This is a genomic window from Shewanella sp. ISS20, assembly GCF_056522965.1.
Genome location: NZ_JAWRZK010000001.1, coordinates 721425 through 745514 on the forward strand (window position 1 = coordinate 721425; position 24090 = coordinate 745514).

Genomic DNA, 24090 nt, shown 5'->3' on the forward strand with positions numbered 1-24090 from the left:
TAAGGAATTCATTTATATGACTCAAGTGTCTTTTTATCCTATTGGTACTGTCAATACCCCTTGGGGCGCCGCTGAGCGCCAAGCTTGGCTAGCGTCATGTCAAATTAAACGCGCGTATAAAGACGTGCTTGATGAAATAAGTCAATTAGGTGCAGACTTTGACTTGATTAATTATGGCGCTCTGTCCATTGATGTTGAGCGCTATCCCTTATGGGCGATTAAGAGTCGCCACTGGCAAACCGATAAGCCGTGTGTACTGATCACAGGCGGCGTTCATGGTTATGAGACTAGTGGTGTCCATGGCGCCTTAGCATTTGCCGCCGAACATGGCCTGAGCTATGGCACTCAGGTTAACTGGTTAATGTTCCCATGCATCAGCCCATGGGGTTATGAAACCATTAATCGTTGGGCGCCCAATGCCGTTGACCCAAATCGCTCATTTAGCCAAGACAGCCATAGTGAAGAAGCTAAGGCGGTTATGGCGCTTTTGGCACAATTAGGTCATGAATTTACTATGCATATTGACCTGCATGAAACCACAGATACCGATGAATCTGAGTTTCGCCCAGCATTAGCGGCGCGCGATGGCAAAAACACTGAGCCTGGCACCATCCCTGATGGTTTTTATTTAGTGGGGGACAGTGAAAATCCTCAGTCTGATTTTCAAGCAGCCATCATTCAAGCGGTACGCGCCGTTACCCATATAGCTCCAAGTGATGAACACGGGCAGATTATTGGCGCTGATGTTGTGCAGCCTGGCGTGATTAATTATCCGGTGAAATCCTTAGGGCTGTGCGCTGGCGTAACTAATAGTCTTTTTTGCACCACCACCGAAGTGTATCCAGATAGCCCAAGTGCTACGGCCTTAGAGTGTAATCAAGCGCAAGCGGCTGCCGTTAAAGCCGCCATAGATTTTGTGCTGACACGCCGTTAAGTCGTTAACCTGTGGAGACTGTCATAAGCACGCATTAATGCGTGCTTTATTTTTATCTGTCATAGTAGACTTAAGCTTGTTAACCTATTGAAAATAATCTGATAACCCTTAACCTCTCTATCTGTGGTGTTGGCCATTAGATAAGAGTATGGAATGGCTCAAGGTGAAGATGGACTCGATGAAAAAAATATTAATAGTTATCTTATCCTTAGGTCTTGGCGCATGTGCTAGCGCACCAGAACCTAAGCCTAAGCTCAAACCCGTAGCGCCAGTATCAGTATGGAATGATAACAATATTTCGCAGTTGCATTCAGAGTGGCATGGGGTACCTTACCGATTAGGCGGCGACACTAAAAGTGGCATAGATTGCTCAGCCTTTGTCTCAGTTGCCTATGAAAAAATGGTCGGCATGACCTTACCGCGCACAGTGCGCGAGCAGCAAAGATTGGGGCATACAGTGCCGCGTAATCAACTGCGTAAAGGGGATTTAGTCTTTTTTAAGACAGGTAAAAGCACTCATCATGTGGGAATTTATGTGGGTAGCGATAACTTTTTGCATGTATCCACCAGTCAAGGCGTGAAAATTTCAAGCCTGCATAATGTCTATTGGGCATCTAAGTATTGGAATGCCAAGCGAATTTCACGCATCTAGCTGCATAGATATCATGGCCTGTTAGCGAGTCGCTAAAGCAAGCATTCCCCCGCGAATGCTTGTTTGCCACTAGTCTTTACATTTATCCCTTCGCTTATCCTAACTCGCTACTTTCAATCACAGTTAAGGAGACTCATAGCATGGCCACTCGGCGCCGCTTTATTCAATCACTCGGTATTATCAGTGCGGTCACTATGTTCTGTGGCCCAAAGGAGTTGTGGGCTATGAGTAACAACAAGGCTTGGTTTATGCCAGATGAGAGTGCGCCGCACTTACGTACTTGGATGGCTTTTGGCGCGAGCCGCAAAGTTTGGGGCAAAAAGTTATTGCCAGAAGTGCAGCGCAATTTAGCGACGATAGCGCTTACCATAGCTAAGTTTGAGCCCGTATCTATGCTAGTGCGCCAGTCAGACTTTGCTGTAGCCAAGCAATTAATGGGTGATAAGGTTGAGTTAATAGTATGCCCCCTTGATGACTTGTGGATGCGCGATATTGGCCCTGTATTTGTGCTTAATGATAGTGGCGACGAAGCTGCCATTGATTTTAACTTTAATGGCTGGGGTGAGAAGCAAGATTTTGATTTAGATGCGGGTGTTGCCGCTTTTGTGGCGGATAACGCCGATGTGGATTTAATAACCACTCAGTTAATCCTTGAAGGCGGCGGTATTGAAGTTGATGGTGAAGGCACAGCTATTATTACGCAAAGCTGCGTGCTTAATGATAATCGCAATCCAGGACTTAGTAAGGCGCAGGTTGGGGCTGAGCTTAAACGTCTATTAGGACTGGATAAAATCATCTGGTTACCAGGCATTAAGGGGCGGGATATTACCGATGGTCACACAGATTTTTATGCAAGATTCGCGCGCCCTGGCGTAGTTGTGGCGGGATTTGATCCAGATATTGAGTCTTTCGATCATGCCGTTACTACTAAAAACATTGAGATTTTACGCGCAGCGACGGATGCTGCGGGGCGCAAATTGGAAATAGTAGTATTGCCAGCGCCGCAAGATATTCGCGAAACTTATGCTAATGATGATTTTGCCGCAGGTTATATTAATTTTTATGTGTGTAATGGCGCTGTCATCGCCCCTGAATTTGGCGATGCTAAGGCTGATGCGCTGGCATTTAATGAATTACAGCGATTGTTCCCTGAGCGCCAAGTCGTACAAATCAACATAGATGGCATTGCGGCGGGGGGCGGTGGTATTCACTGCACTACTCAGCAACAGCCCTCAACAACAGCCATCAGTAGCAAGCTTCACGAGTAAGCTAAAGGGATAATAAGCTAATTCAACACCTTAACATTAAGCTTAAGCCAAAAAACATAAAGCCCCGAACGGGGCTTTATTGGATGCCGATGTCGGTCAAGCGGCTATCGAACGGTTAGCGAACGATTAGCTAACGACAACCAATGGTGTTCGCGGATAAGTAGTCTTTAGTGGTTTTGCTTACCATCAACTGACTTAGTGCCATCTTTGCTAACGCCGTCATCTTGGGTCGCGCAGTCCTTGTTGTCAGCGTCAGAGTTGTTAGTCGCTTTTTTTTCAGTCACTGCCATTTCAGCCTCGGTTTCAGGCTCATTGGGGCGCAGCAAGTTAACTTGCGTGCCCTTAGGCTTATGTCCAAATTGGGTCATCTTGAATTTGGCACTGTATTTAAGTACGGCGAGATTGCTAGCAATAACACCTATCACCAGTGCAATAATTAAAATGACTTCCAAATCAGACATAGTTCATCCTATTTACCAACATCTAACATCCAGATTAATACTTGCGATATTAATCAATGCCTAACAGTTGCTCACACTTGCGAATATCCGATGGAGTATCCACTTCTGGCGAATCAAAAGCGCCAATGGCGATTTTAATTTTGTGGCCATTTTCAAGAGCGCGCAGTTGCTCTAATTTTTCCAAATCTTCTAAACGGCCGACAGGCAAGGTCGCGAAGGTGTGTAAGAAACGGCGGGTATAGGCATAAATACCTAAGTGCTTATACACAGGATAGTCGTTGGTGTCGCGGCCATAAGGAATACGATTGCGCGAGAAATAAATGGCATGGTGCTGATTATCAAATACCATTTTTACCAGCATAGGGTCGTTACGCTGCTCTTCACTGAAAATTTCAACGCCCAAGGTGGCCATTTCAAATTCACCTGGATTGGCGTTAAACAGGCTAATTAGCTGCTCAATACAGATAGGGTCTATCATTGGCTGATCGCCCTGCAGATTGATGATCAGCTCATCTTCTGCAAGATTCAGAATTTGCGCTGCTTGCTCTAATCTATCTGTACCTGATGCAGCATTACTGTCAGTCATCACGACCTTGCCGCCAAAGCTTTCTACCGCTTGTTTAATGCGCTCATCATCAGTGGCCACATAAATATTATCTAATCCTTTGGCTAACGAGGCGCGCTCGTAAACGTGTTGGATCATAGGCTTGCCGCAAATAGGGGCCAGAGGTTTACCTGGAAAACGACTCGAGCCGAAGCGTGCAGGAATTATCAGTGTGACTGCCATACAAATACCTTTGTACTGAATGAAAGGACAATAATGCCCTGTAAAAATTTGCCCAGAGCGTAAACTGCTTTGCGCTCTGGCGCAAGTAGTGCGGGATTACATTCGCAGATAGAAAGACTTAACTAATTCATCTGTGATCTTGCTCTCTCAACCATACCACAGACACAGAATTAGCCATATTGCATGAGATAGGCGGCGCTTTGCATGTGTAACCATTTTTCTATGTCGGTACTACCAAACCCTAGGAGCACGGCTGTTGGTAAGCTTAAGTTGGCCTTACCGCGCCAATAAAAAACCTGCACTAGGCAGGTTATTAGAACACTCGAATAAACATGAAATCACAGCCAGTTAATGGCTTAGCAAGCACCCATTAGAGAGTTTGTGCGCTATCGACAGTCACATCTAAATCTGTCAATAAACCATTGTCTATGCCATAAATCCAGCCATGTACACTGACTTCTTGGCCGCGGCGCCAAGCATCACGCAATATCGATGAACTGGCAACGTTGGTCACTTGTTCAATCACATTGAGCTCACACAGTCGGTTAACTTGCTGCTCAGGACTCAAGGCTTGGATTTCATCTTTATAAATGCGATGAATATCGCGAATATGACCTAACCAGTTATCAATTAAGCCTAAGCTAATAGGGCTTAATGCGGCTTTAATGCCACCACAGCCATAATGACCCACCACCATGATGTGTTTTACTTGTAATACTTCCACGGCATATTGAATCACCGATAAACAGTTAAGATCAGTATGGATCACCATATTAGCGATATTGCGATGTACAAACACTTCACCAGGTAATAAGTCGATGATCTGGTTTGAAGGCACTCGACTATCAGAACAACCTATCCATAAATACTGCGGGTTTTGTTGCTGCGCCAGTTGTTCAAAGAAGTTTGGATGTTCTTTACTCAGGCGTTCAGACCAACGTTTATTATTATCAAATAAGGCTTTTAATGACTTCATTGTTCAACTTCTATCAGTGAGTTGGCTCGAGTATAACACTCGTATTAGTGTTAGCTGGTTTAACCATTGGGATCGTTGCTGAGCCTTAGTGACAGTGGAATTGGCGCAATGTTGCGAACATAGTGCGCAACTATGTGCTCAAGTTTGGGCAAAATCGCTGCTTTAAGACAAATATCATGCTGGCTTAATACTTGGTACAAATCGTGGCTTGAGAACTGACGTAATAGCAGCGTCGATTCTGGCGCATAACTTAAGTGCCAAGGCTCAGGGCTGACCCCCGACAAACCTTGCTGAAAGGGTAAGAAAAAGCCAAATTCATGGGCGTGCTGCGCTAACCATTCACTTAATTTGGCGCAAGGACCGCCGGCGTTATATTCGCTCTGCACTAATTGCAGCTGCTTAACATCAAGGGTGGCGGCATCATAAACATCGACATCGCAGCCCCAATGATGACGTGATGCCCCTGGTAACGCTGACCAAAGTAATATGGTATCAACTAGCTCATCATCGGTTAAATCACAGTAGTTAAGCGGTTGTTCATTGGCATCAAGTAACGGGCTTAAGCCGCGCGCCTTATTATTCCAAATGGTTAGCTGGCGCTCAAAACTGCGATAGCCAGAGCAGGGCATTAGGTCTATGCCATCGCTTGCGGCTGCGGTTTTCATGGTGCTAAATGCTTGCGCGCAGGCTTTTGATAATTGCACCCCAAAGCACGGCGTGAGCCATGAAGGCTCAGTTAATGCTGGCGATAAATCGTTCTTCATTGCTAAGCCAGAATTTACTGCCAAACCATAGAGGCGAAGCTCACTGCGCTGTGCCTCATGGTTTGATGAATTATCGCCGCTCTTAGGCGCTGAGGTTATCGACACAGGAGTTTTTCCAGTAATCTTTGATACACAAGGGCTAATTGCTCAAGATCATCGACATTAACGCATTCATTGACCTTATGAATGGTGGCATTGACTGGCCCTAATTCAATAACCTGCGCGCCCGTTGGTGCAATAAAGCGACCATCTGAGGTTCCGCCTGTGGTTAAGGGTTGGGCTTGGCGCTGACACACCTCAGATATAGCATCAAGGGTTGCAGTTAACAGCGGCCCATCGGCAGTTAAGAAAGGTAAGCCATTGAATACCCAATCAATACTAAAATCGACACCATGCTTAGTCAGTACCGCTTCAAGCCGTTCAATTAATTGCTCAGCCGTCACTTCGGTGGAATAGCGAAAATTAATCATGACCTCTAATGTGCCAGGAATGACATTGGAGGCACCGGTGCCGCCATTGATGTTAGCGATTTGCATGCTGGTGGGCGGAAAGAATTGATTGCCGTTATCCCAAGTGATCCCAACTAATTCATTGATAGCTGGCGCCATTACATGAATAGGATTGAGTGCTAAATGCGGGTAAGCCACATGGCCTTGAATGCCCTTAACCGTGATATTGGCAGTTAAACTGCCACGGCGCCCATTTTTAACTACATCACCAAGATGCGTAGTTGATGAGGGTTCACCAACTAATGCCCAAGTGATTTTTTCATTACGCGCTTCTAGAGTTTCTATGACTTTCGGGGTGCCATTAATAAACGGGCCTTCTTCGTCACTGGTGATTAAAAAGGCAATCGAGCCTTGATGATCGGGATACTCTTTTATGAAACGCTCGGTCGCGATAATCATGGCGGCTAATGAGCCTTTCATATCGGCGGCGCCGCGCCCATAAAGCATGCCGTCTCGCACGGTTGGGGTAAAAGGTGCGCTATGCCACTGAGCTACTGGGCCGGTCGGTACCACGTCGGTGTGGCCCGCAAAACAAAAGACTGGCGACGTATTGCCACGGCGTGCCCACATATTGGTGGTATCGGCAAAAATCATAGGTTCAATGGCAAAGCCGCACTTACTGAGTCTGTCAGCCATTAATTGCTGACAGCCTTCATCAAGAGGTGTGATAGATGGCCGAGCAATTAATTCTTTCGCTAACGCGAGAACATCTTGTTTCATTGGGCAAACCACTCTTGGTAAGAGGCATCACTAAAACCGACCAACACACCTTGCTTGGTATCTAGCACAGGGCGTTTTATCAAGGTAGGGATATCAAGCATCAAACGTAACGCTTTGGCTTGGTCGATATCTTGTTTATCTTCAGGGCTTAGGGCGCGAAAGCTAGTGCTACGTTGATTAAACAGGACTTGCCAGCCTAAGGCATCGACCCAGCGACTTAAGGTGTCTTGGGTCAGTGGTTGCTCGCGATAATCGATAAACTCCATGGATTGACCATGAGCTTCCAACCATTTGCGCGCTTTTTTTACTGTGTCACAATTTTTGATGCCGTATAACATAGGGTATTCCTCGATAAGCAAATTAACTTATTGTGACCATTAATAACTGCTGACTCAAGGGTTAAGCTAAGCTGTTAACAAAAAAGGCTATAAATTTAGCGGCTTGTAGTAGGACTAAGTGGGGACTTGGAGGATGTTGCTGGGCTTATTGCTTACGCTTAACTGATTGGACTAATTATTCGAGCTTAACTGAATGAGAGCGGTTAAGCACCTCTAGCGCTAGGCATTGGCGCGGACACAGGGATTATTGGATAACAAGCCATACAAGATGTCATCAAATTATGTGTATCGGCCAATGTAGCCTAATTGCAATTGCAACGGATTAACTAAATACGTGGAATATTATGGTTTTACCTGCTTTGACTTGACCTTCGCTGCACTGGATATAATCAACATCTTCCATATTGGCAACGACTACAGGCGTGAGCAAGCTTTCGACCTTGCCGTCAATTTTTGAAAAATCCACCGATAAAATCGGCGTGCCGACTTCCACTTTAGCGCCTTCTTGCTGCAAGCGCTCAAACCCTTTGCCACCTAATTCAACCGTACCTATGCCAACATGCACAAATAACTCTAAGCCCTGAGTTGATTCAATACTAAAAGCATGGTTACTTTCAAATATTTTTCCTATGGTGCCTGATATAGGGGCACACACTAACGAGCCTGTTGGTTGAATAGCTATGCCATCACCAACAATTTTATCGGCAAAGACTCTGTCTGGAACCGATGATAAAGCCACTAAGGTGCCATCCATAGGCGCAACGACAGCTATGGCACCGGCAACAGGGGTATGGCCTGCTAACATTCTACGGAACCGACTGAAAAATCCCATTATTGATCCTTTTTATTATTGTGACAGGTTGCTAAGGCCTGCTTGGTAATTGAAATTATTCAGACAAGCAGTCAAGGCATTCAAACTGGGTAATGATAACGCTGAACTGGCTAAATCTCGACAATCATCCAGTCGTAAACTTAAGATATTCGACTTTATAGCGCCAAAGCAATCAAGACTGACAGAAAACTCGCTAAATCCCATTCCCAGTAACAGCGCCGTGGCTTGAGGGATGCTGGCAAGCTCACCACAAATTCCGCAATCCACCCCAGCGTGCTGAGCTTGTTGTAAAATGGTGTTCATCAGTGCTAATAGGGCGGGGTTGAGTATTGGGAACTGCGCACTTAACTGTGGGTGACCGCGATCGGCGCCGTGTAAGTATTGATTAAGATCGTTAGTGCCTATGCTAATAAAAGCTAATTTGGGTAAGAGTGCCGGTAACATCATTGCTGCCGCTGGCGTTTCAATAACAAGCCCAAGCCTAAGCTCGCCAAAGGGGTGCTTGAGAGCAGTTAATTGCGTTTTGGCAAGTTCAAGGCAATCAAGTAAATCATCGAGCTCTTCAAGTTGCGACAGCATAGGAAACATGACACTTATGGGCCCAAAATGTGCGGCGCGCAGTAACGCCCGCAGTTGCGGCATTAATACTTCTTGATGCCTTAAGGTGTAACGTATGCCGCGCATGCCTAATGCCGGGTTATCTTCATGCCCGAGGGAGATGGCTTTTAAGGGCTTATCGGCGCCAACATCTAAGGTGCGAATAGTGAGCATAGCGCCTTGTAAACTCATGACTGCCTGATAGTAAGCATCAAACTGCACGGTTTCATCAGTAAGCGATAAGGCATTGATAAACATTAATTCAGTGCGTAGCAGGCCTATGCCTTCGCTTTGCAGCTCACGGCTATTATCAATATCTTGCTGATTGCCGACATTGGCGCGTAATTTTATGGCGTGACCATCTAAGGTTTGACATGGAATAAGGCGCTCATGCTCATAACGTACTTGATTGGCTAGTTGCGCGGCTTGCCACGCAATATTGGCCTGTTGTCGCCATTCTTCAGGCTCAATAATCAGCTGTTGATGCTGACTATCTATCATGATGTTTTGACCTGTGCTCAGGCCCTCGGCTATAAAGTCGCAATTAATTAAACAAGGAATGCCAGCGCTTCTGGCCAAAATAACTGTGTGGCTGGTTAAGCCGCATTGGCGCAAAACTAACCCCATGATGTTAGTTACGTCCAACAACATGAAGTCCCCTGGGGATAGGTCTTGGCAACATAAGATGACCGGACTTTCAATGTCAGTGATATCTGTAGTTTGCCCCGATAAATACAGACACAGTCGTTGGCCTAAGGCGCGAATATCATGGCTACGAGAAGCGAGATACGGGTCAGCAATCGCCGCAATTTCAGCCGCGTGGGTCGAATAAACATGGTCAATGGCCGCCACTGCGGTTAGCTGGTATTGCTCAATGGTATCGAGTACGCATTGCTGCATATCTTCATCATCAAGCCATAACAAGGTAGCTTCCAATAATTGGGCTTGAGTCTGTAATTTCACGCTATCAAGCGGTAACTGCGCTAGGCGTTTTTCATAGATAGCGATTAAATGAGCGATAGCATCCAGAAAGCGTTGTTGCTGCTGCGGAATATGAGTACGCGAAGCTAATGAACCTAAAGTTTGTTTAGGTAATTGCTGTAAATACACTAATGCCGGCCCAACGGCGATACCATTACAGACACTCATCCCAGTGACACTTCGGCTCATAGGTTCTCCATCATAAAAGCATTAAGGTGGCGTTTTAGCATTTATCATTGCGCCTGAATGTCGTCTTATGCTTAGACATTAATTACTTGGACATTAGGCTCTTGGGTAATGGCGGGACGGTCACGACCATTTATTCTAGAGTATCAAGTAAGGCGATTAAGTGCTCAACGGCGAGCTTTGCGTCAGGGCCATGAGCTTCTATCGTAATGTCACTGCCATGAGACAGTCCAAGGGTTTGCAGTTTAAATAAACTTTTGGCGCTGGCTTGCTTACCTTGACTGTGCACTAGTATGTCGCCACTAAATTGCTTGGCGGCTTTGACAAATTGCGCCGCAGGTCTGGTATGTAAGCCGTGCGGGATCAAAATACAGGTAGTTTGTTTATACATGGATACATTTTATCTTATGGCTATGTAAGGAACCTTGGCATTATTGTTCATATTCAATGATCTGATAACCTTTCTTTTTCAGTGCTGCGACCGCGACAGCTAATTTGTTTTCTTTTATTAAAATATAATCAGTATCAAAGGTCGATATTGAAAAAATACTGACCTGGGCATCTGCTAACGTAGCAGCAATGCGCGCCAGTATTCCCGTCATAGAAAACCCTAATGGCCCCATGACTTCTAAGCAACACCAACCTTGCTCTTGTTCTAGGCTATCAAGTTCAACATCAGCGGGGACGACAATTGATAATTCTTCTTGGGTTTTACCAATAAAAAAATGTCTTGGGTTAACACGGCTGCAGGAATAGTGGTGAGTGGGCTGAAGCTATGCACAGTATATTGCTGACAATGAATGGCTAAGGTCATTCTCATGGGCTTCGCTCCTGCAAGCTAATGGCGGTATTTGTCTAATTAACTATGCCGACCTGCGGCAATAAGACATAGACCCGTGTTTTTGTTCATGCTTACTATTACAGCAGTCCACACTAGCATGTTTATCTGAATCCTTGGTGACAGCCATAGGTCATCAAGCAAGTGATATTATTTACATTATGGCTGATTTAAGCATAAAAAATGGTTGAAAGGTGATTGTTTTAGTGAAAACAAATGAAAGTAGCCATTAAGAGGTAATCGTTTGATTGTTAGCGTTTATTATCAATTATTCTCTGGCTGTGGCGTGGGTGTGTTTGGCTGTTATTCGGTACTGATTTGCAATTTTGGCTATTGAGATACAAGCTTAAATTAATTATTAGAACACAAGGAAGTTATTATGCACCCAGTCGAAGCAGCTCCTTCGAGTCGTAAAATTGTCACCTTTGACGATATTCTATTAAAGCTATGCCACAGTATGCAAAGCGTCTTATCAAAAGCCTCCAATAGTGAGATCAGTCATTCTGGAATGGTGCAAGTGATACATCAAACTCGATTACGTCCAGATTTAGGCTGTTTTTCTATTTTTGATGGCGGATTTTCAGGATTAGTGGTGCTTAATTATACCGCGGATGCTGCGGTGGAGTTATACCGCAAATATATGCTTAATATGGGTATTCCAGAAAGTGAACTCGTGTTTTCTCACACCTCTGATGAAGTCGGTAATGTGTTAGGTGAACTCACTAACCAAATATTGGGTGATTTCATTTTGACTGTCTCGAAAGAATTAAAAACTTCGATTGGTCAAAGCCAGCCCAAAATGTTAACCATCAATAAAGAATTAACAGTCTCAATTGATGCCAATCTAGATAACCCTATTTTTAGGCGCGTATCCTTCAGAACGGCAGATTATCATTCTTTTTATCTTGAATTTGCTATGGATAATACTGAGTTCTTGCAGCTTAAAGATGAAATAGATGAAGAATTTGATCCTGATAAGTTAATGGAAATACACGCCAGCCAAGCCAGTTAATCGCAAATGCCATCAAACACCCTGACTCAAGTGTTTTGGTGGCATTAAATCGGCTTTTCTATTGCGCATGTTAGCCTAAGCACCTATGATCCGACGGCTTTTCATTGCCGGTAACCCTGAATGACCCATACACCATTAAATGCCGTCCAAGCCAATATGGCGACGACCATCCTCAGCAGTGTGCTGCAGGATAATAAACCTTTAGATCGCGCTTATTCATTAGCCTTTACTAATCAGCAAATGGCCCCTGCACAGTTGGCCCAAATTACGCGCTGTGTTGGCGAAATTATGCGCCGCTTAAATCTGTTCGCCTTCTTAGTCACAGGTTCAGATGAATTTGAGTTAGCTGAACTTGGCAATGCCAGTACCCAACTTGTGAGTGCGTGGCATTTATTGCATGAGCTGCCGCTACCTAAATTCCCTTATTGTCGTCCTCTTGATGAAGATGATTTTGCCCAGCGTTTAGCGCTCGCTAAAGAGGATTTGGTGTTGTGGGATGGCTGTCCTGCTTGGCTTGAAGCCTTCGGCGTACAAAGCCTTGGTGATGCATGGCCAGCAGAGCGCCAAGCATTGGCACAAGGTGCTAAACGTTTTATCCGAGTGAATTTATTAAAATGCACTCGCGCCGAGTTACAGCAGAAATTAGCTGGCGAAGGCATTGAAACTCAATTTGTTGAAACTGTTGATAGCAGCTTAGAAGTGCTTAATGATTCGGCTTTGTTTAAATCACAAGCATTTAAAGACGGTTGGTTTGAGCAGCAAGATGCCGGCTCGCAATTAGTTGCCGATGCACTTGATGTAAAGCCCGGTATGCGAGTGATTGATGCTTGCGCTGGTGCTGGTGGTAAAACCTTGCATTTAGCTGCGCACATGCAGGGTAAAGGCCGTTTGTTGGCCATGGATGTCGAGACTTGGAAACTTGATAATCTCAAAATCCGCGCTCGTCGCGCCGGTGCTCATAATGTTGAAACCCGATTAATCATCGGCAGTAAAACCATTAAGCGATTGAAAGAGTCCGCCGACCGTTTGTTATTAGATGTGCCGTGTTCAGGCCTAGGGGTACTTAAACGTAATCCAGATACCAAATGGCGTGATGCTCAAGACCGCTTACCTGTATTGATGGAACTGCAAGCCCACATTATTGATAGTTATAGCCGTATGCTTAAGCCTGGTGGCGTGATGGTATACGCAACATGTTCAATTATGCCTTGTGAGAACCAAGAGCAAGTTCAGTTGTTTTTAGTTAATCATCCAGAATTTAGCTTAGTGATGGAAGAAACCATTCTGCCATCAGTGTCAGGCTTTGATGGATTTTATCTGGCTAAACTGACTAAAAACGCATAACGCATTTTCGCCTAATCAAGACTTATTTATTCGTTGATTAGGCGATTTATCCTCACTCTAGTTGTATTCGCTGTGCCTGTTTATTTCCTCTTTGTACACTGTCTATGATTTAACTTGCCTCTTGCTGCGTGCGATGAATAACGCGGTTGCGACCATCTTTTTTAGCCTGATATAAGGCGTTGTCACACGCTTTAATCCACGTTTCACAATTCTCATCATTACACAGTGCACCGACACCCATACTGCAGGTAATTTGCTGGTGGAGTTTAAGCAGACACACCTCATGAGCACTGGTTTTTAGTTGCTGGGCGCGGGCGTAGGCTCTAGGTTGGTCGCATTGACACATAATAATCAAAAATTCTTCACCACCATAACGATATAAAATTTCATTGTCGTCGAGATTCGCCATCAAATGCTCAGCAAAGGTTCGCAGTACCTTATCCCCAAATAAATGCCCTTGTTGGTCATTTATCTGTTTGAAATGGTCAAGATCCATCATCACTAGACTCGAAGGAACTTGTTTGTTGAGCCAAGCTTGGCGAGCATTTTCTAAATTGGCATACATGGTTTTACGATTGCGGGCACCAGTGAGATCGTCGGTGGTGGCAAATAGATAGAGATTATTTCTTTGGTATTCTAAGACATAAGCCAAAATGGCTAAAAAGGTGAGGGAGGTCGTTCCTGAAATTAAAAATCTGATTGAGCTCCATTGATTATCACTGGACCAGCTTCCGAGTAAATTAATCATTAAGAATACGAAGGCGATTAAGGTAGCGATTTTCAGATTGAAGATGAAGAAGTATATAGGCAGCAGAGCAAACAAATAGATAGATGTTTCAGGTATTTGATAACTGCTGTAGGCCTGCATAATGCTGGCACAGATGAGTGATACTTGCTTTTGAGTAATAGTGCCTTGATGGCGATAATCTTTGAAAAATGAATAGCATAGAATTATTAAGCTTGCGCCTAACATCACTACTAAAGCGACATCCATTAAAAACAGCCTAAGCACCAGAAATAGTGAAATTAGAAATATGGCTATTCCTTGAAACCACAAAGAGGCAGTTCTCGGCAAATAGGTCAAGATATCTGGCGCAGGCAAAGACATGTCCTTATGGTCAATACATGTCTTTATTTTAGTGGAAAAGCCAGAATTGTTCTGGCTTTTGCAATAAGGCTTAGCCAAGACCGTGAGTAGCTGAGCTCATTTGAATAAACTCGATTTTATAGCCATCCGGATCTTCAACAAACGCAATATGGGTATTGCCACCGGCTACTGGTCCTGGTTCGCGGGTTACTTTGCCGCCGGCGGCTTTAATTTGCTCGCATCGTAAATAAATGTCGTCATCGCCAATAGCCAGATGGCCAAAACCTGTGCCTAGGTCGTATTCACTGGTGCCCCAGTTGTAAGTTAACTCGACAACTGCGGCGCCGCTCGCTTCAGTATCAAAACCAACGAATGCTAGGCTGTATTGATATTGGGTATTTTCCGAAGTACGCAGTAATTTCATCCCTAATACTTGGGTATAAAATTCGATACTACGCTCAAGATTTCCCACTCGGATCATGGTATGCAGTAGTTGAGACATCAATTATTCCTTAGAGTATGTTTTTGGTTGTTATATCAACAGTGTGAAATGTCGCTAAGATTGTCGTTGTTAATGGAATTTAATTAAATTGTGGTTATTTGTTTTGAAGAACTATCATTTATGAGTTATTGTTTTTATTAACGAAAGGGAGGTAGTGTATGTCAACCGAGTTAAAAATGTCTTTAGGGATCACAGTTGTGGTTGCGTTAATCCTCAGTATATTTTTTACTATGTTATTTTTATAAAAATAAACCGCGCCAATCAGCGCGGTTTTTGTTATTCCTCGGGATACACCTTGTCGTTAAATTCACAGAGGTCTTCCACTAAACAACTGCCGCAGCGCGGTTTTCTGGCTATGCAGGTATAGCGCCCATGCAAGATTAGCCAGTGATGCACATCCACCATAAACTCTTTTGGCACCACTTTCAGCAGTTTGTGTTCAACTTCATTGACGTTTTTGCCTGGGGCAAAGCGCATGCGGTTACATACCCTAAAGATATGAGTATCCACTGCAATCGTCGGCCATCCAAAGGCAGTATTTAATACCACATTGGCAGTTTTTCTACCTACACCAGGTAAGGCTTCTAAGGCATCTCTATCTTCCGGGACTTGGCCATCATGTTTATCAATTAACATTTGGCAGGCATTCACTACATTCACTGCCTTGGTATTGAATAAACCAATGGTTTTAATGTAGGTTTTAAGGCCTTCAACTCCTAATGCCACTATCGCCTCTGGAGTATTAGCAATCGGGAACAGTTTATCTGTGGCCTTATTGACGCTGACATCCGTAGCTTGTGCTGACAAGGTTACAGCCACTAACAATTCAAATGGACTGGAAAAGTTGAGCTCAGTTTCAGGCTTTGGGTTGTTATCTCGAAAGCGCGTGAGGATTTCTCGTCGCTTAAGTGCATTCATACTTTGGTCACTCGGACGCGCGTAATACTAGTGTCTGTAACCACTTGCGCTTGTTTTTGTTCAAGTTTGCTGTCGATGATATTTTTGCCAGCAATTAATAGTCCCATGGCTAAAAACGCCCCAGGTGGCAACATTGCCAGCAAAAATGGGGTTTCCACTTGCCATAAATGTATGGTTAAGTGCTGCGCCCAAGGACCGAGTAATTGCTCAGCTCCTGTAAATAAGGTGCCTTGGCTTAAGATTTCACGGCAGGCGCCTAACAAGGTTAGAACTAAGGTAAAACCTACACCCATCATTAGTCCATCAAAGGCGGCATGACCTACGTTATTACGTGAAGCAAAGGCTTCAGCGCGGCCAATAATGACGCAGTTAGTCACAATCAAAGGTAAAAATATGCCTAAGGATAAATACAAGCCGTAGGCATAAGCGTTGATCAGTAACTGCACTGTGGTCACTAAGGCCGCAATAATCATCACAAACACAGGTATGCGGATTTCTTTTGGCACCCATTGGCGGATTAACGACACCAGAATATTAGAGCAAACCAACACCACTAAGGTGGCTAACCCTAGGCCAAGAGCGTTAGTGACTGTGGCAGTAACCGCAAGTAATGGGCACAATCCCAATAATTGCACTAAGCCTGGGTTATTTTTCCACAGTCCTTGCCAGGCAATTTCAGATAATTTAGTCATGGCTTACCTCACATTGGCGAACTTGGTTAAAAATGGCGTCTTGATTGGTATCAAAATAATGTATGGTACGGCGTAATGCACCAACGTAAGCCCTAGGCGTAATAGTCGCGCCAGTGAATTGATCAAATTCACCACCATCTTTTTTGACTCGCCATTTTGGATCATCTTCGCCGCTCACCATTTTGCCGATAAATGCATTGAGCCAATTAGATTTTTTAACCTCGATTTTATCGCCAAGCCCTGGGGTTTCTTGATGATTTAAGGTGCGAACGCCAAGTACCTGACCTTTAACATCTACCGCCACTATGATTTTAATTGCGCCGCTATAACCATCGGGGGCAATAGTTTCCATGGCAATTGCCGTAGGCTTGCCATTTAACGTGGCGATATAAGCCGGCATGGGCTCATTAGTACCAAGAGCGGGTGATGATAATAATGTACAGGCTTGCGACAAGTCATTGTCATGCAAATCGGTAGGTATGATTTGCTCTAATATGCTCAGTAACTGACGTTGCTGTTGCAATAAAATGTCATCTTTAGTGACATAATCAACCAGACTCACGACTGCCGTACAAACTAAAGCAAACAGGCCTAAGATAGCGGCATTTTTAGCCATGGATTTTTTCACAACGCTGCTCCTAAAGGCTTAATGGCCACTGCGATGTCCATAAGCACGAGGGCGGACATAATAATCAATAAACGGGGCGCACAAGTTGGCCAGTAATACCGCAAAGGCCACGGCATCGGGATAACCACCAAAACTGCGAATAAGGTATACAAGCAAGCCTATCAAGACACCAAAGATAATACGTCCACGTGGGCTACTCGCGGCAGTGACCGGGTCGGTAATGATAAAAAACGCAGCGAGCATAGTCGCGCCAGAGAATAAATGGTACCAAGGCGTGCCGTGAGTATCAGGACCCATAACAAAGCCCATGGCACTGAACAAGGTTAAGCTGGCCAAAAAGGCGACCGGTAAGTGCCATCGAATGACCTTAAGCTTTAACAGCATTAAGCCGCCAGCTAAGTACATAGCATTAACCCAAAACCAACCCACACCAGCGCCATTGGCAAAAATGGATTTTGACATGGACTCAGTGACGGTAAGACCCATAGATAAATCCGTTTTTAAGGCATCAAGAGGGGTTGCCATGCTGATGCCATCAAAACCTAGGCGATAAGCACTGATATCCGCTTGCAAAAAGATAGCTTGTAAACTCGATAAAATATCGGGGATATGAGCGGCAATAGGTGCTGGCGCTAACCAACTGGTCATTTGCACTGGAAATGAAATCAGCAATAACACATACGCGGCCATGGCTGGGTTAAATACATTGTTACCCAGTCCACCATAGACGTGTTTAACCATTAAGATGGCAAACAAGGTACCAATCACTATTAGCCACCACGGAGCTAAAGGCGGTATGGCGACGGCTAATAAGAAGGCGGTAACCACAGCGCTGTAATCGCTCAGCGCAGTTTTGATACTGCGTCCACGCAGTTTCATCACTAAGGCTTCAGCGGCGATGGCAACAACGACTGCTATGGCTAATTGGATGAGTGTGCCCCAGCCAAAGAAGACGCATTGGGCAATTATGCCCGGGAAGGCGCACATTAACACCCGCTGCATCACAGTTGAGGTGTGCAACTTATTAATGATATGGGGTGAAGTGGCAATTTTAAACGCCATAATTAATCCTTGTTCTCATCGACAGAGTGTTGTTTTTTGGCAAGAGCCTTGGCTTTAGCTTTGGCCACGGCGGCGGCCACTCTGGCTGCTTTATCATCACGCGCATCTACAGGCTGAGCTTCGGTAGCTTCAGTTTTGGCAACCTCAGTGAGCGATGCTAGGTTTTCAACGGTTTGAGGCTCAACGAGTTGAATTTCAGCGGCTTGAGTCTCAATAGCTTGATTTTCAATAAACTGAGTATTATTTGCCCCAGTACCAGTCGCATTAGCATTAACACCGGCTAACTCAGCAGCCTTAGCCGCTTTCTTGGCTTTAGCGCGCGCCACGGCAGCAGCAACTTTCGTTGCTTTGTCGTTGGCAAGGCTATCTTCAAGGTGCGCGTTAGCTATGGCATTTGATGCCGATGATGCTAATTCTGGCGCGGGCGCCATATTCAGTTGTTCGTTAGAAGAGTCTTGCTCGGCGGCTAATGCGGCTTTCTTAGCTTTAGCGCGGGCAACGGCAGCCACGATTTTAGCGGCTTTAGTGTCAGCTGAGTTATCAGCACTACTTACCGTGTTAGTAACAGCCTCGGAATTGGCATCAACACCAGCATCAACTGTCTTTTCTGCGGCAAGCTCAGTTGGACTTGTTGCTTGATTCTTTGCTTGGTGCAGAGTGTCGCTCTCATTCGCAGTTGAGTTAGCCATGGCAGCTTTTTTAGCTTTAGCTCGGGCGATTGCGGCCGCGACTTTATCAGCTTTGCTTTCCGCTTGAGTCACAATGTCTGCGTGAGGCACGACGTGATTGTCGGCATCATTTTGCAGATTACTTGCAGCAGCTTGAGCCTTATTCTGGTGATTTGATTCCACCAAAACCGCACCATTTACTGAACTGGCAGCCGCTAATACCGCTTTTTTAGCTTTGGCGCGCGCGATTGCGGCACTGACTTTATCAGCATTGCTAGTACTCGCTGGCTCACTAGTACTTGTATTTGAGCTTGTGCTGACATTGACTCTTGCATTGGGGCTTGGCACAAGCTTTGTGTCATCGTTTGTAAGCGCGACTATCTTAGCTAAAGGTTCAGCGGCTTGCGTTTTTTGCGCCTGCTTAGCTTTCACTCTTGCCATAGCCTCAGCAATGGCATCTTTCTCATTACTTGACATAGTCTGCTGACGCTTAGCACTGGCTGCTTTAGCCTTAAGCTCTCGGGCTTCTTTTTCTGCCGCTAAGCGCTTGTCTCTGGCTTCAAAGCGCTGTTTAGCGCGCTCCGCTTGCTCTTTTTCATGGGCCACTTTTTTAAGTGCCGATTTAGCAATGCGGAAATATTCCACAAGGGGAATATCACTTGGGCACACGTAACTGCAGCAACCACACTCAATACAATCGCGTAAATTAAAACTGCTGGCTTTGTCATACTCTTCAGCTTTACTGTGCCAATAGAGTTGTTGGGGCAGTAGCATAGCAGGGCAGGCTACTGCACATTCGCCGCAGCGAATACAGGCTTGCTCAACCGGGGCCATCATTTCTTGTTGCGCCGGTAATAAAATACAGTTGGTGCCTTTGAGCACAGGCACTTGGGTGACAGGCAAGGTATAACCCATCATAGGGCCACCTATGATCACCATTTGCTCTGCTTGAGGGCGGAAATTGAGCTGCTGCAATATATCGTGCACGCTCATGCCAATAGGTACCCAATAATTGGCAGGTTCTGATGCTTGTTTCCCCGTGACAGTCACTACGCGCTCAATGAGAGGCTTACCTTCGCTTACGGCTTGATGAATAGCAAAACAGGTACCGATATTGTGAATTAGCATGCCAAGCTGCGCAGGGATAGCGCCTGATGGAATTTCTTTGCCAGTCAGAAGTTGCACTAGCTGCTTTTCACCACCAGATGGGTATAAGGTTGGCACTACGGTCACGCGGGCTAATGGGCTTGGCAGTGTGCTACTCGCTAAGGCTTGCTGCATAGCAGCAATAGCCTCGGGCTTATTATCTTCAATAGCAATAACAATGCGCTGCGGCTTAAGTAACTGCTCAATAATGGCGACACCTTTTATGATGTCGTCGCTGTGATGGCGCATTAACGCATCATCGGCTGTGATATAAGGCTCGCACTCCACGCCATTAATAATCACTAGCTCAATTTTACTGACAGACGCTAATTTTATATGGCTAGGAAAGGCGGCGCCGCCTAGGCCAGCAATGCCTGCTTGCTGGATTTTTGCAAGGATTTCATCTGTGCTAAGCGTAGCAGGATTGGCCGCTTGATAGTTAACGCTAGTATCAAAGCCATCTGAGTCAATCACGCAGGTGAGTATGGGTAAACCTGATGCATGATTACTTGGGCGCGGCTCAATAGCACTGACTACACCCGATGTAGGGGCGTGTACGGGCAGATAGAACCGGCCTTGGCCTTGAGTGAGACTTTGGCCTTTACTGACTTTGTCGCCCACGTCTACCGTAAGTACAGCGCTGTCATTCACTTGTGGAATAGGAACCAAAAAACGTGATGACAAAGGTAAGTGTTTGAGTAATGTCGCTGGCGCAATATCTTTCATTTGCGGCGGATGAATACCACCATGAATTGGCCAGACAAACCCTTGATCAATTTGATCTAACATAGTCAACACGGCTTATCCTCTTCGATAAATTTGACCGGTATTTGTGATGAAATTTGATTTAGCTTCCAATCCCAATTATTTATGCCCTGAACCACTGGGATCATATCGATACAATCAACTGGGCAAGGCTCTACGCATAAATCGCAACCAGTACAATCTTTGCTAAGCACGGTATGCATTAATTTGCCGCTACCGATAATGGCATCCACAGGGCAGGCTTGAATGCATTTGGTGCAACCAATACATTCAAGTTCGCGGATAAAAGCGACTTTTTTGATGGGTTCTGCGGTGGTAGCACTCATAGGTTCAGGTTCTACGCCCATGAGTTCGGCTAATTTTTCCATGGTAGCACTGCCACCAGGTGGGCAGCGGTTGACTTTCTCACCGTTAGCTATGGCTTCAGCATAAGGGCGACAGCCAGGATAACCACATTGGCCACATTGAGTTTGCGGCAGTATGGCTTCAAGTTCATCAACAATAGGGTTGCCTTCGACTTTAAATTTTTGGGCGGCAAAACCTAAAATCAGACCAAAAAGCATAGCCAGCAGGGTCAATAAGATGACCGCAACAAGAATAGTGGACATATTACTTAACCAATCCAGTGAAGCCCATAAAGGCCAGTGACATTAAACCTGCGGTGATCATGGCAATCGCGCCGCCGCGAAAAGGAGAGGGGACATCGGCCGCGGCGAGTCGTTCACGCATCGCAGAAAACAGGATTAACACTAACGAGAATCCTAATGCAGCGGAAAAACCATATACAGCAGATTGTAAGAAGTTATGCTTTTCATTGATATTGAGTAATGCCACCCCAAGTACCGCGCAATTGGTGGTGATCAAAGGCAAGTAAATTCCCAATGCTCGATATAACGAAGCACTGGTTTTTTGCACTAGCATTTCAGTAAATTGCACGACGACAGCGATCACCAGAATAAAACACATGGTGCGCAAGTAGCCTAATTGAAATGGGTCCAGTAAATAGGTGTTGACCAAATAGCTAAGAATTGACGCCAGTGTCAATACAAAAGTCGTCGCCATTGACATGCCTATGGCTGATTCGAGTTTGCTCGATACCCCCATAAATGGACATAAACCGAGGAATTTAACTAACACGAAGTTATTGACTAGCACAGTACCAATCAACAACAGTAAATATTCGCTCATCGCAATATAAATTTTTAGGCTGGGAATAGCACTATTATCGGTGGTTTGATCCTGATTAACAACCGATAGAATGCAGGGTTAAAGCAATTGAAGATGATAATATCTTCATTTTGTGGCATTTATTCCACCATCCAGCCCACCGTGACTAAGGCGTCTTATCAAGGGCTAAGGGTTTGGCAATATAGTAACCCTGCAGTCCATCCACCAATAATTGCTCGAGTGCTAATTTTTCTTCTTGGACTTCTACACCAGTAGCAATGATTTTGACATTGAGTCGTTTGGCAATATCGACAATCATTTTGATAAAGAAGCGATTGCTGCTGTCCAAGTGTACTTGATTGCTAAAACTACCATCGAGTTTGACAAAGTCTGGGCGTAATTCTTGAAAGAATTTAAATGAGGTAAATCCCATGCCAAAACGCTCAATAGAGACTCGCGCCCCGGCGCTATGTACGGCTTTGACAAAATGAGCGCTTGAAACCAGATTTTTGTGAATGCTGATTTCATTAACTTCGATAACTAAGCGCGCTGCTATTTCTGGATAACGGTTGAGAGTGTCTTTAAGCCAAGCCACAAAGTCAGGTTGTAACACTGAGTTGCCGCTGATATTAACCCCGTACCAGCCAGTAAGTAATGGGTCTTTTATTAAGCGCTCTATTACCATTTGAACTATGAGTTTGTCCATTTCAAGGTTTTTACCATGACGTTCGGCCATGGCAAACACAGTGGTTGTCGGTAATAACTTGCCATTGCTGTTATAAAAGCGCGCCAATAACTCGCGATACATATCAACATTGTGACGACAAGGCTGAATAGACTGTTGATAAAACTCAATATTGCGGTGATCTAACAAAGACTCTATGGCTTTTTGCCAGCGATTATCACCTTGTTCTTCTAGGTCATCTTGATGCTCAAGGGTATGGAATTGGTTTGGTCCCAATGTTTGCGCAATGCTGACCGCAGAATCAGCCAAGGCCAACAGTGATGCCGGGTTGGATTGCTCGGTAAAAGGCACTATTCCCATATAAGCAACGCTATCTGAGCCTAATTGTTGCTGATAATCATCAAATTGATTCTTCAATGAAGTAAATATTCTCGGGGCGTCTTTTATCGAAAGATCCGGGATAAACATAGCAAAATCAGCGCTGCTTATTCGAAAACACTGACTAAAGCTAAATTCTCTTAACGAATGCTTGATGGTTTTACTGATGGTAACTAAGTATTCATCACCGGCCTGACGGCCATATAACTGATTGATAGCGCCAAGTTCGGAGGCTTTAACCAGTGCGAGAGTTCCTAGTTGCGACGTGCCAACGCTCGTCAGTTGCGCCAATGTTTGAGTAAATTGTTGGCGATTACCAAAACCTGTAATCGAGTCTTGCAATGATTCTTGGTTTAATTGTTCGTGTTTGCTAACTAGGTTTTTTTGATGAGCTTTGATATCAAGTCTTAATTGCTCTAATGCCTTGGCCAGAGGCTTGCATTCACCACCGAGTTTTGATGCTTGTAGTGGCGGATAATTATCGGCAATGAGTTGCGACATATAAGTTACGCTGTAAGCAATGCTGTTTTTTATTCTCGATTGTAACCATAGCAAGCTAATGACGAGGAACAGGTACATTGCCAGTAGCATCAAGGTTTGCGTCATTATATTGGTTTCAATGACACCATACCAAGAGCGAGTATCCGCACTTAATTGCAAACGGGCATTGGATAATTGAATATCTTGGGTAATTTTTACTGGCAGTAAATGCTGCAACCAATGCTGACTTTGATGTGATTCGCCGAAGGTATAGTTTTGCTGTGGGTTTAAGTCAGTGATGTATTGAAAAAACTGTAAGGGTTGAATGGCATTAATCGTTGCGAATAATTGCTGGCCATCACCTTGATAGTCTTTATATTGATGAACGAGTTGCACAAACTCAGTTTGATGTTGGCTAGCACTGACAGTTAATTGATTTTTTTGAAGCCAAAACTGAGCCAATATTCCTATAGCAAATGTAATAAATAGCAATACTTGATATAGCTTGGCCATGACCCGTCCCTGAGTTCTTCATATATTACCAATATAAGATAACGCATTTATATACATTGGAGAAGAAGTATACGGAATTGGGTTATAGAAGCATGACTTAACTCTGTTCTTGGGCGTATTTATGATCTGAAAATAAAAATAGCAAGATTGAGATGAGGAATAATGAAATTGTGGGTATATGGCCTATCAAAATATGACAA

At 44.7% G+C, this 24090-nt stretch carries 24 protein-coding genes and 1 pseudogene; 5 read left to right on the plus strand and 20 right to left on the minus strand.

Annotated elements, in window-relative coordinates; all coding sequences use genetic code 11:
- Positions 1 to 16: 16 nt before the first annotated feature.
- The 3 genes from AC1HDP_RS03195 to AC1HDP_RS03205 all read left to right on the plus strand — a co-directional run bounded on the left by AC1HDP_RS03195 (position 17) and on the right by AC1HDP_RS03205 (position 2854).
- The gene (locus AC1HDP_RS03195) at positions 17 to 934 is read left to right on the plus strand and encodes a M14 family metallopeptidase (RefSeq protein WP_479637646.1); all 918 of its coding nucleotides are present in this window, start codon (positions 17 to 19) and stop codon (positions 932 to 934) included.
- A gap of 178 nt (positions 935 to 1112) precedes the next feature.
- On the plus strand, positions 1113 to 1586 hold the full coding sequence (locus AC1HDP_RS03200) for an NlpC/P60 family protein (protein WP_479637647.1): 474 nt from the start codon (positions 1113 to 1115) through the stop codon (positions 1584 to 1586).
- Between the two features lie 140 nt (positions 1587 to 1726).
- Positions 1727 to 2854: an agmatine deiminase family protein gene (locus AC1HDP_RS03205; RefSeq protein WP_479637648.1), complete on the plus strand. Its 1128-nt coding sequence runs from the start codon at positions 1727 to 1729 to the stop codon at positions 2852 to 2854.
- Positions 2855 to 3021: 167 nt separating this feature from the next.
- Here AC1HDP_RS03205 and AC1HDP_RS03210 read toward each other — a convergent pair whose 3' ends face one another.
- The 10 genes and pseudogenes from AC1HDP_RS03210 to AC1HDP_RS03255 form a co-directional block, all read right to left on the minus strand.
- Complete coding sequence (locus AC1HDP_RS03210) at positions 3022 to 3315, minus strand: DUF2897 family protein (protein WP_479637649.1); 294 nt, start codon at positions 3313 to 3315, stop codon at positions 3022 to 3024.
- Positions 3316 to 3364: 49 nt separating this feature from the next.
- Entirely contained in the window at positions 3365 to 4102 is a 738-nt protein-coding gene (kdsB, locus tag AC1HDP_RS03215) for a 3-deoxy-manno-octulosonate cytidylyltransferase (RefSeq protein WP_479637650.1), read from the minus strand.
- Between the two features lie 370 nt (positions 4103 to 4472).
- The gene (gene can, locus AC1HDP_RS03220) at positions 4473 to 5078 is read right to left on the minus strand and encodes a carbonate dehydratase (RefSeq protein WP_479637651.1); all 606 of its coding nucleotides are present in this window, start codon (positions 5076 to 5078) and stop codon (positions 4473 to 4475) included.
- 59 nt (positions 5079 to 5137) lie between these two features.
- Positions 5138 to 5842, minus strand: coding sequence for a M15 family metallopeptidase (locus AC1HDP_RS03225; RefSeq protein ID WP_479639814.1), 705 nt, complete (start codon positions 5840 to 5842; stop codon positions 5138 to 5140).
- Between the two features lie 95 nt (positions 5843 to 5937).
- Positions 5938 to 7071: a succinyl-diaminopimelate desuccinylase gene (gene dapE, locus AC1HDP_RS03230; RefSeq protein ID WP_479637652.1), complete on the minus strand. Its 1134-nt coding sequence runs from the start codon at positions 7069 to 7071 to the stop codon at positions 5938 to 5940.
- Positions 7068 to 7409, minus strand: a complete 342-nt coding sequence (locus AC1HDP_RS03235; protein WP_479637653.1) for an ArsC family reductase — start codon at positions 7407 to 7409, stop codon at positions 7068 to 7070. Before AC1HDP_RS03235 ends, dapE begins: the two co-directional genes overlap by 4 nt.
- A 322-nt stretch (positions 7410 to 7731) precedes the next feature.
- On the minus strand, positions 7732 to 8241 hold the full coding sequence (crr, locus tag AC1HDP_RS03240) for a PTS glucose transporter subunit IIA (RefSeq protein ID WP_479637654.1): 510 nt from the start codon (positions 8239 to 8241) through the stop codon (positions 7732 to 7734).
- 15 nt (positions 8242 to 8256) lie between these two features.
- Positions 8257 to 10008, minus strand: coding sequence for a phosphoenolpyruvate--protein phosphotransferase (ptsP, locus tag AC1HDP_RS03245; protein ID WP_479637655.1), 1752 nt, complete (start codon positions 10006 to 10008; stop codon positions 8257 to 8259).
- Between the two features lie 130 nt (positions 10009 to 10138).
- Positions 10139 to 10396 (minus strand): HPr family phosphocarrier protein, encoded by a 258-nt coding sequence (locus AC1HDP_RS03250; RefSeq protein WP_140932449.1) that lies wholly within the window; start codon positions 10394 to 10396, stop codon positions 10139 to 10141.
- A gap of 40 nt (positions 10397 to 10436) precedes the next feature.
- A pseudogene (locus tag AC1HDP_RS03255) lies at positions 10437 to 10825 on the minus strand (ACT domain-containing protein).
- A 397-nt stretch (positions 10826 to 11222) separates the two neighbouring features.
- On the opposite strand from AC1HDP_RS03255, the gene AC1HDP_RS03260 reads away from it, so the two are divergent.
- Both AC1HDP_RS03260 and AC1HDP_RS03265 read left to right on the plus strand, forming a co-directional pair.
- The gene (locus tag AC1HDP_RS03260; protein ID WP_140932451.1) at positions 11223 to 11855 is read left to right on the plus strand and encodes a DUF3334 family protein; all 633 of its coding nucleotides are present in this window, start codon (positions 11223 to 11225) and stop codon (positions 11853 to 11855) included.
- Positions 11856 to 11975: 120 nt separating this feature from the next.
- Positions 11976 to 13199, plus strand: a complete 1224-nt coding sequence (locus tag AC1HDP_RS03265) for an RsmB/NOP family class I SAM-dependent RNA methyltransferase (RefSeq protein ID WP_479637656.1) — start codon at positions 11976 to 11978, stop codon at positions 13197 to 13199.
- Between the two features lie 109 nt (positions 13200 to 13308).
- On the opposite strand, the gene AC1HDP_RS03270 is transcribed toward AC1HDP_RS03265, so the two are convergent.
- From AC1HDP_RS03270 to AC1HDP_RS03315, 10 genes are all read right to left on the minus strand, one after another.
- Complete coding sequence (locus AC1HDP_RS03270) at positions 13309 to 14193, minus strand: GGDEF domain-containing protein (RefSeq protein WP_479637657.1); 885 nt, start codon at positions 14191 to 14193, stop codon at positions 13309 to 13311.
- 184 nt (positions 14194 to 14377) lie between these two features.
- A complete protein-coding gene (gloA, locus tag AC1HDP_RS03275; RefSeq protein ID WP_479637658.1) occupies positions 14378 to 14788 on the minus strand; it encodes a lactoylglutathione lyase in 411 nt (136 codons plus the stop codon).
- Positions 14789 to 15064: 276 nt separating this feature from the next.
- Positions 15065 to 15706, minus strand: coding sequence for an endonuclease III (gene nth / locus AC1HDP_RS03280; RefSeq protein WP_479637659.1), 642 nt, complete (start codon positions 15704 to 15706; stop codon positions 15065 to 15067).
- The gene (locus tag AC1HDP_RS03285; RefSeq protein ID WP_479637660.1) at positions 15703 to 16398 is read right to left on the minus strand and encodes an electron transport complex subunit E; all 696 of its coding nucleotides are present in this window, start codon (positions 16396 to 16398) and stop codon (positions 15703 to 15705) included. The genes nth and AC1HDP_RS03285 overlap by 4 nt, the downstream gene beginning before the upstream one ends.
- Positions 16391 to 17026 (minus strand): electron transport complex subunit RsxG, encoded by a 636-nt coding sequence (gene rsxG, locus AC1HDP_RS03290; RefSeq protein ID WP_479637661.1) that lies wholly within the window; start codon positions 17024 to 17026, stop codon positions 16391 to 16393. Before rsxG ends, AC1HDP_RS03285 begins: the two co-directional genes overlap by 8 nt.
- Positions 17027 to 17044: 18 nt before the next feature.
- Positions 17045 to 18088, minus strand: a complete 1044-nt coding sequence (gene rsxD / locus AC1HDP_RS03295) for an electron transport complex subunit RsxD (RefSeq protein WP_479637662.1) — start codon at positions 18086 to 18088, stop codon at positions 17045 to 17047.
- A 2-nt stretch (positions 18089 to 18090) separates the two neighbouring features.
- Positions 18091 to 20700, minus strand: a complete 2610-nt coding sequence (gene rsxC / locus AC1HDP_RS03300) for an electron transport complex subunit RsxC (RefSeq protein ID WP_479637663.1) — start codon at positions 20698 to 20700, stop codon at positions 18091 to 18093.
- Positions 20694 to 21275, minus strand: a complete 582-nt coding sequence (gene rsxB / locus AC1HDP_RS03305) for an electron transport complex subunit RsxB (RefSeq protein ID WP_140932460.1) — start codon at positions 21273 to 21275, stop codon at positions 20694 to 20696. The genes rsxC and rsxB overlap by 7 nt, the downstream gene beginning before the upstream one ends.
- Position 21276: 1 nt before the next feature.
- Positions 21277 to 21855: an electron transport complex subunit RsxA gene (rsxA, locus tag AC1HDP_RS03310; RefSeq protein ID WP_140932461.1), complete on the minus strand. Its 579-nt coding sequence runs from the start codon at positions 21853 to 21855 to the stop codon at positions 21277 to 21279.
- Between the two features lie 145 nt (positions 21856 to 22000).
- Complete coding sequence (locus AC1HDP_RS03315; RefSeq protein WP_479637664.1) at positions 22001 to 23890, minus strand: EAL domain-containing protein; 1890 nt, start codon at positions 23888 to 23890, stop codon at positions 22001 to 22003.
- Between the last annotated feature and the right edge of the window lie 200 nt (positions 23891 to 24090).

Bases quoted from the DNA above. Each gene is read 5' to 3' on its own strand.
- AC1HDP_RS03250 (WP_140932449.1), bottom strand. From the start codon at position 10,396: ATGTATAAACAAACTACCTGTATTTTGATCCCGCACGGCTTACATACC.
- AC1HDP_RS03210 (WP_479637649.1), bottom strand. From the start codon at position 3,315: ATGTCTGATTTGGAAGTCATTTTAATTATTGCACTGGTGATAGGTGTT.
- AC1HDP_RS03260 (WP_140932451.1), top strand. From the start codon at position 11,223: ATGCACCCAGTCGAAGCAGCTCCTTCGAGTCGTAAAATTGTCACCTTT.
- AC1HDP_RS03285 (WP_479637660.1), bottom strand. From the start codon at position 16,398: ATGACTAAATTATCTGAAATTGCCTGGCAAGGACTGTGGAAAAATAAC.
- AC1HDP_RS03225 (WP_479639814.1), bottom strand. From the start codon at position 5,842: ATGAAGAACGATTTATCGCCAGCATTAACTGAGCCTTCATGGCTCACG.
- nth (WP_479637659.1), bottom strand. From the start codon at position 15,706: ATGAATGCACTTAAGCGACGAGAAATCCTCACGCGCTTTCGAGATAAC.
- can (WP_479637651.1), bottom strand. From the start codon at position 5,078: ATGAAGTCATTAAAAGCCTTATTTGATAATAATAAACGTTGGTCTGAA.
- AC1HDP_RS03315 (WP_479637664.1), bottom strand. From the start codon at position 23,890: ATGGCCAAGCTATATCAAGTATTGCTATTTATTACATTTGCTATAGGA.
- AC1HDP_RS03270 (WP_479637657.1), bottom strand. From the start codon at position 14,193: ATGGATGTCGCTTTAGTAGTGATGTTAGGCGCAAGCTTAATAATTCTA.
- AC1HDP_RS03235 (WP_479637653.1), bottom strand. From the start codon at position 7,409: ATGTTATACGGCATCAAAAATTGTGACACAGTAAAAAAAGCGCGCAAA.
- ptsP (WP_479637655.1), bottom strand. From the start codon at position 10,008: ATGAGCCGAAGTGTCACTGGGATGAGTGTCTGTAATGGTATCGCCGTT.
- gloA (WP_479637658.1), bottom strand. From the start codon at position 14,788: ATGTCTCAACTACTGCATACCATGATCCGAGTGGGAAATCTTGAGCGT.
- AC1HDP_RS03200 (WP_479637647.1), top strand. From the start codon at position 1,113: ATGAAAAAAATATTAATAGTTATCTTATCCTTAGGTCTTGGCGCATGT.
- rsxB (WP_140932460.1), bottom strand. From the start codon at position 21,275: ATGTCCACTATTCTTGTTGCGGTCATCTTATTGACCCTGCTGGCTATG.
- dapE (WP_479637652.1), bottom strand. From the start codon at position 7,071: ATGAAACAAGATGTTCTCGCGTTAGCGAAAGAATTAATTGCTCGGCCA.
- rsxA (WP_140932461.1), bottom strand. From the start codon at position 21,855: ATGAGCGAATATTTACTGTTGTTGATTGGTACTGTGCTAGTCAATAAC.
- AC1HDP_RS03265 (WP_479637656.1), top strand. From the start codon at position 11,976: ATGACCCATACACCATTAAATGCCGTCCAAGCCAATATGGCGACGACC.
- AC1HDP_RS03195 (WP_479637646.1), top strand. From the start codon at position 17: ATGACTCAAGTGTCTTTTTATCCTATTGGTACTGTCAATACCCCTTGG.
- rsxD (WP_479637662.1), bottom strand. From the start codon at position 18,088: ATGGCGTTTAAAATTGCCACTTCACCCCATATCATTAATAAGTTGCAC.
- AC1HDP_RS03205 (WP_479637648.1), top strand. From the start codon at position 1,727: ATGGCCACTCGGCGCCGCTTTATTCAATCACTCGGTATTATCAGTGCG.
- crr (WP_479637654.1), bottom strand. From the start codon at position 8,241: ATGGGATTTTTCAGTCGGTTCCGTAGAATGTTAGCAGGCCATACCCCT.
- kdsB (WP_479637650.1), bottom strand. From the start codon at position 4,102: ATGGCAGTCACACTGATAATTCCTGCACGCTTCGGCTCGAGTCGTTTT.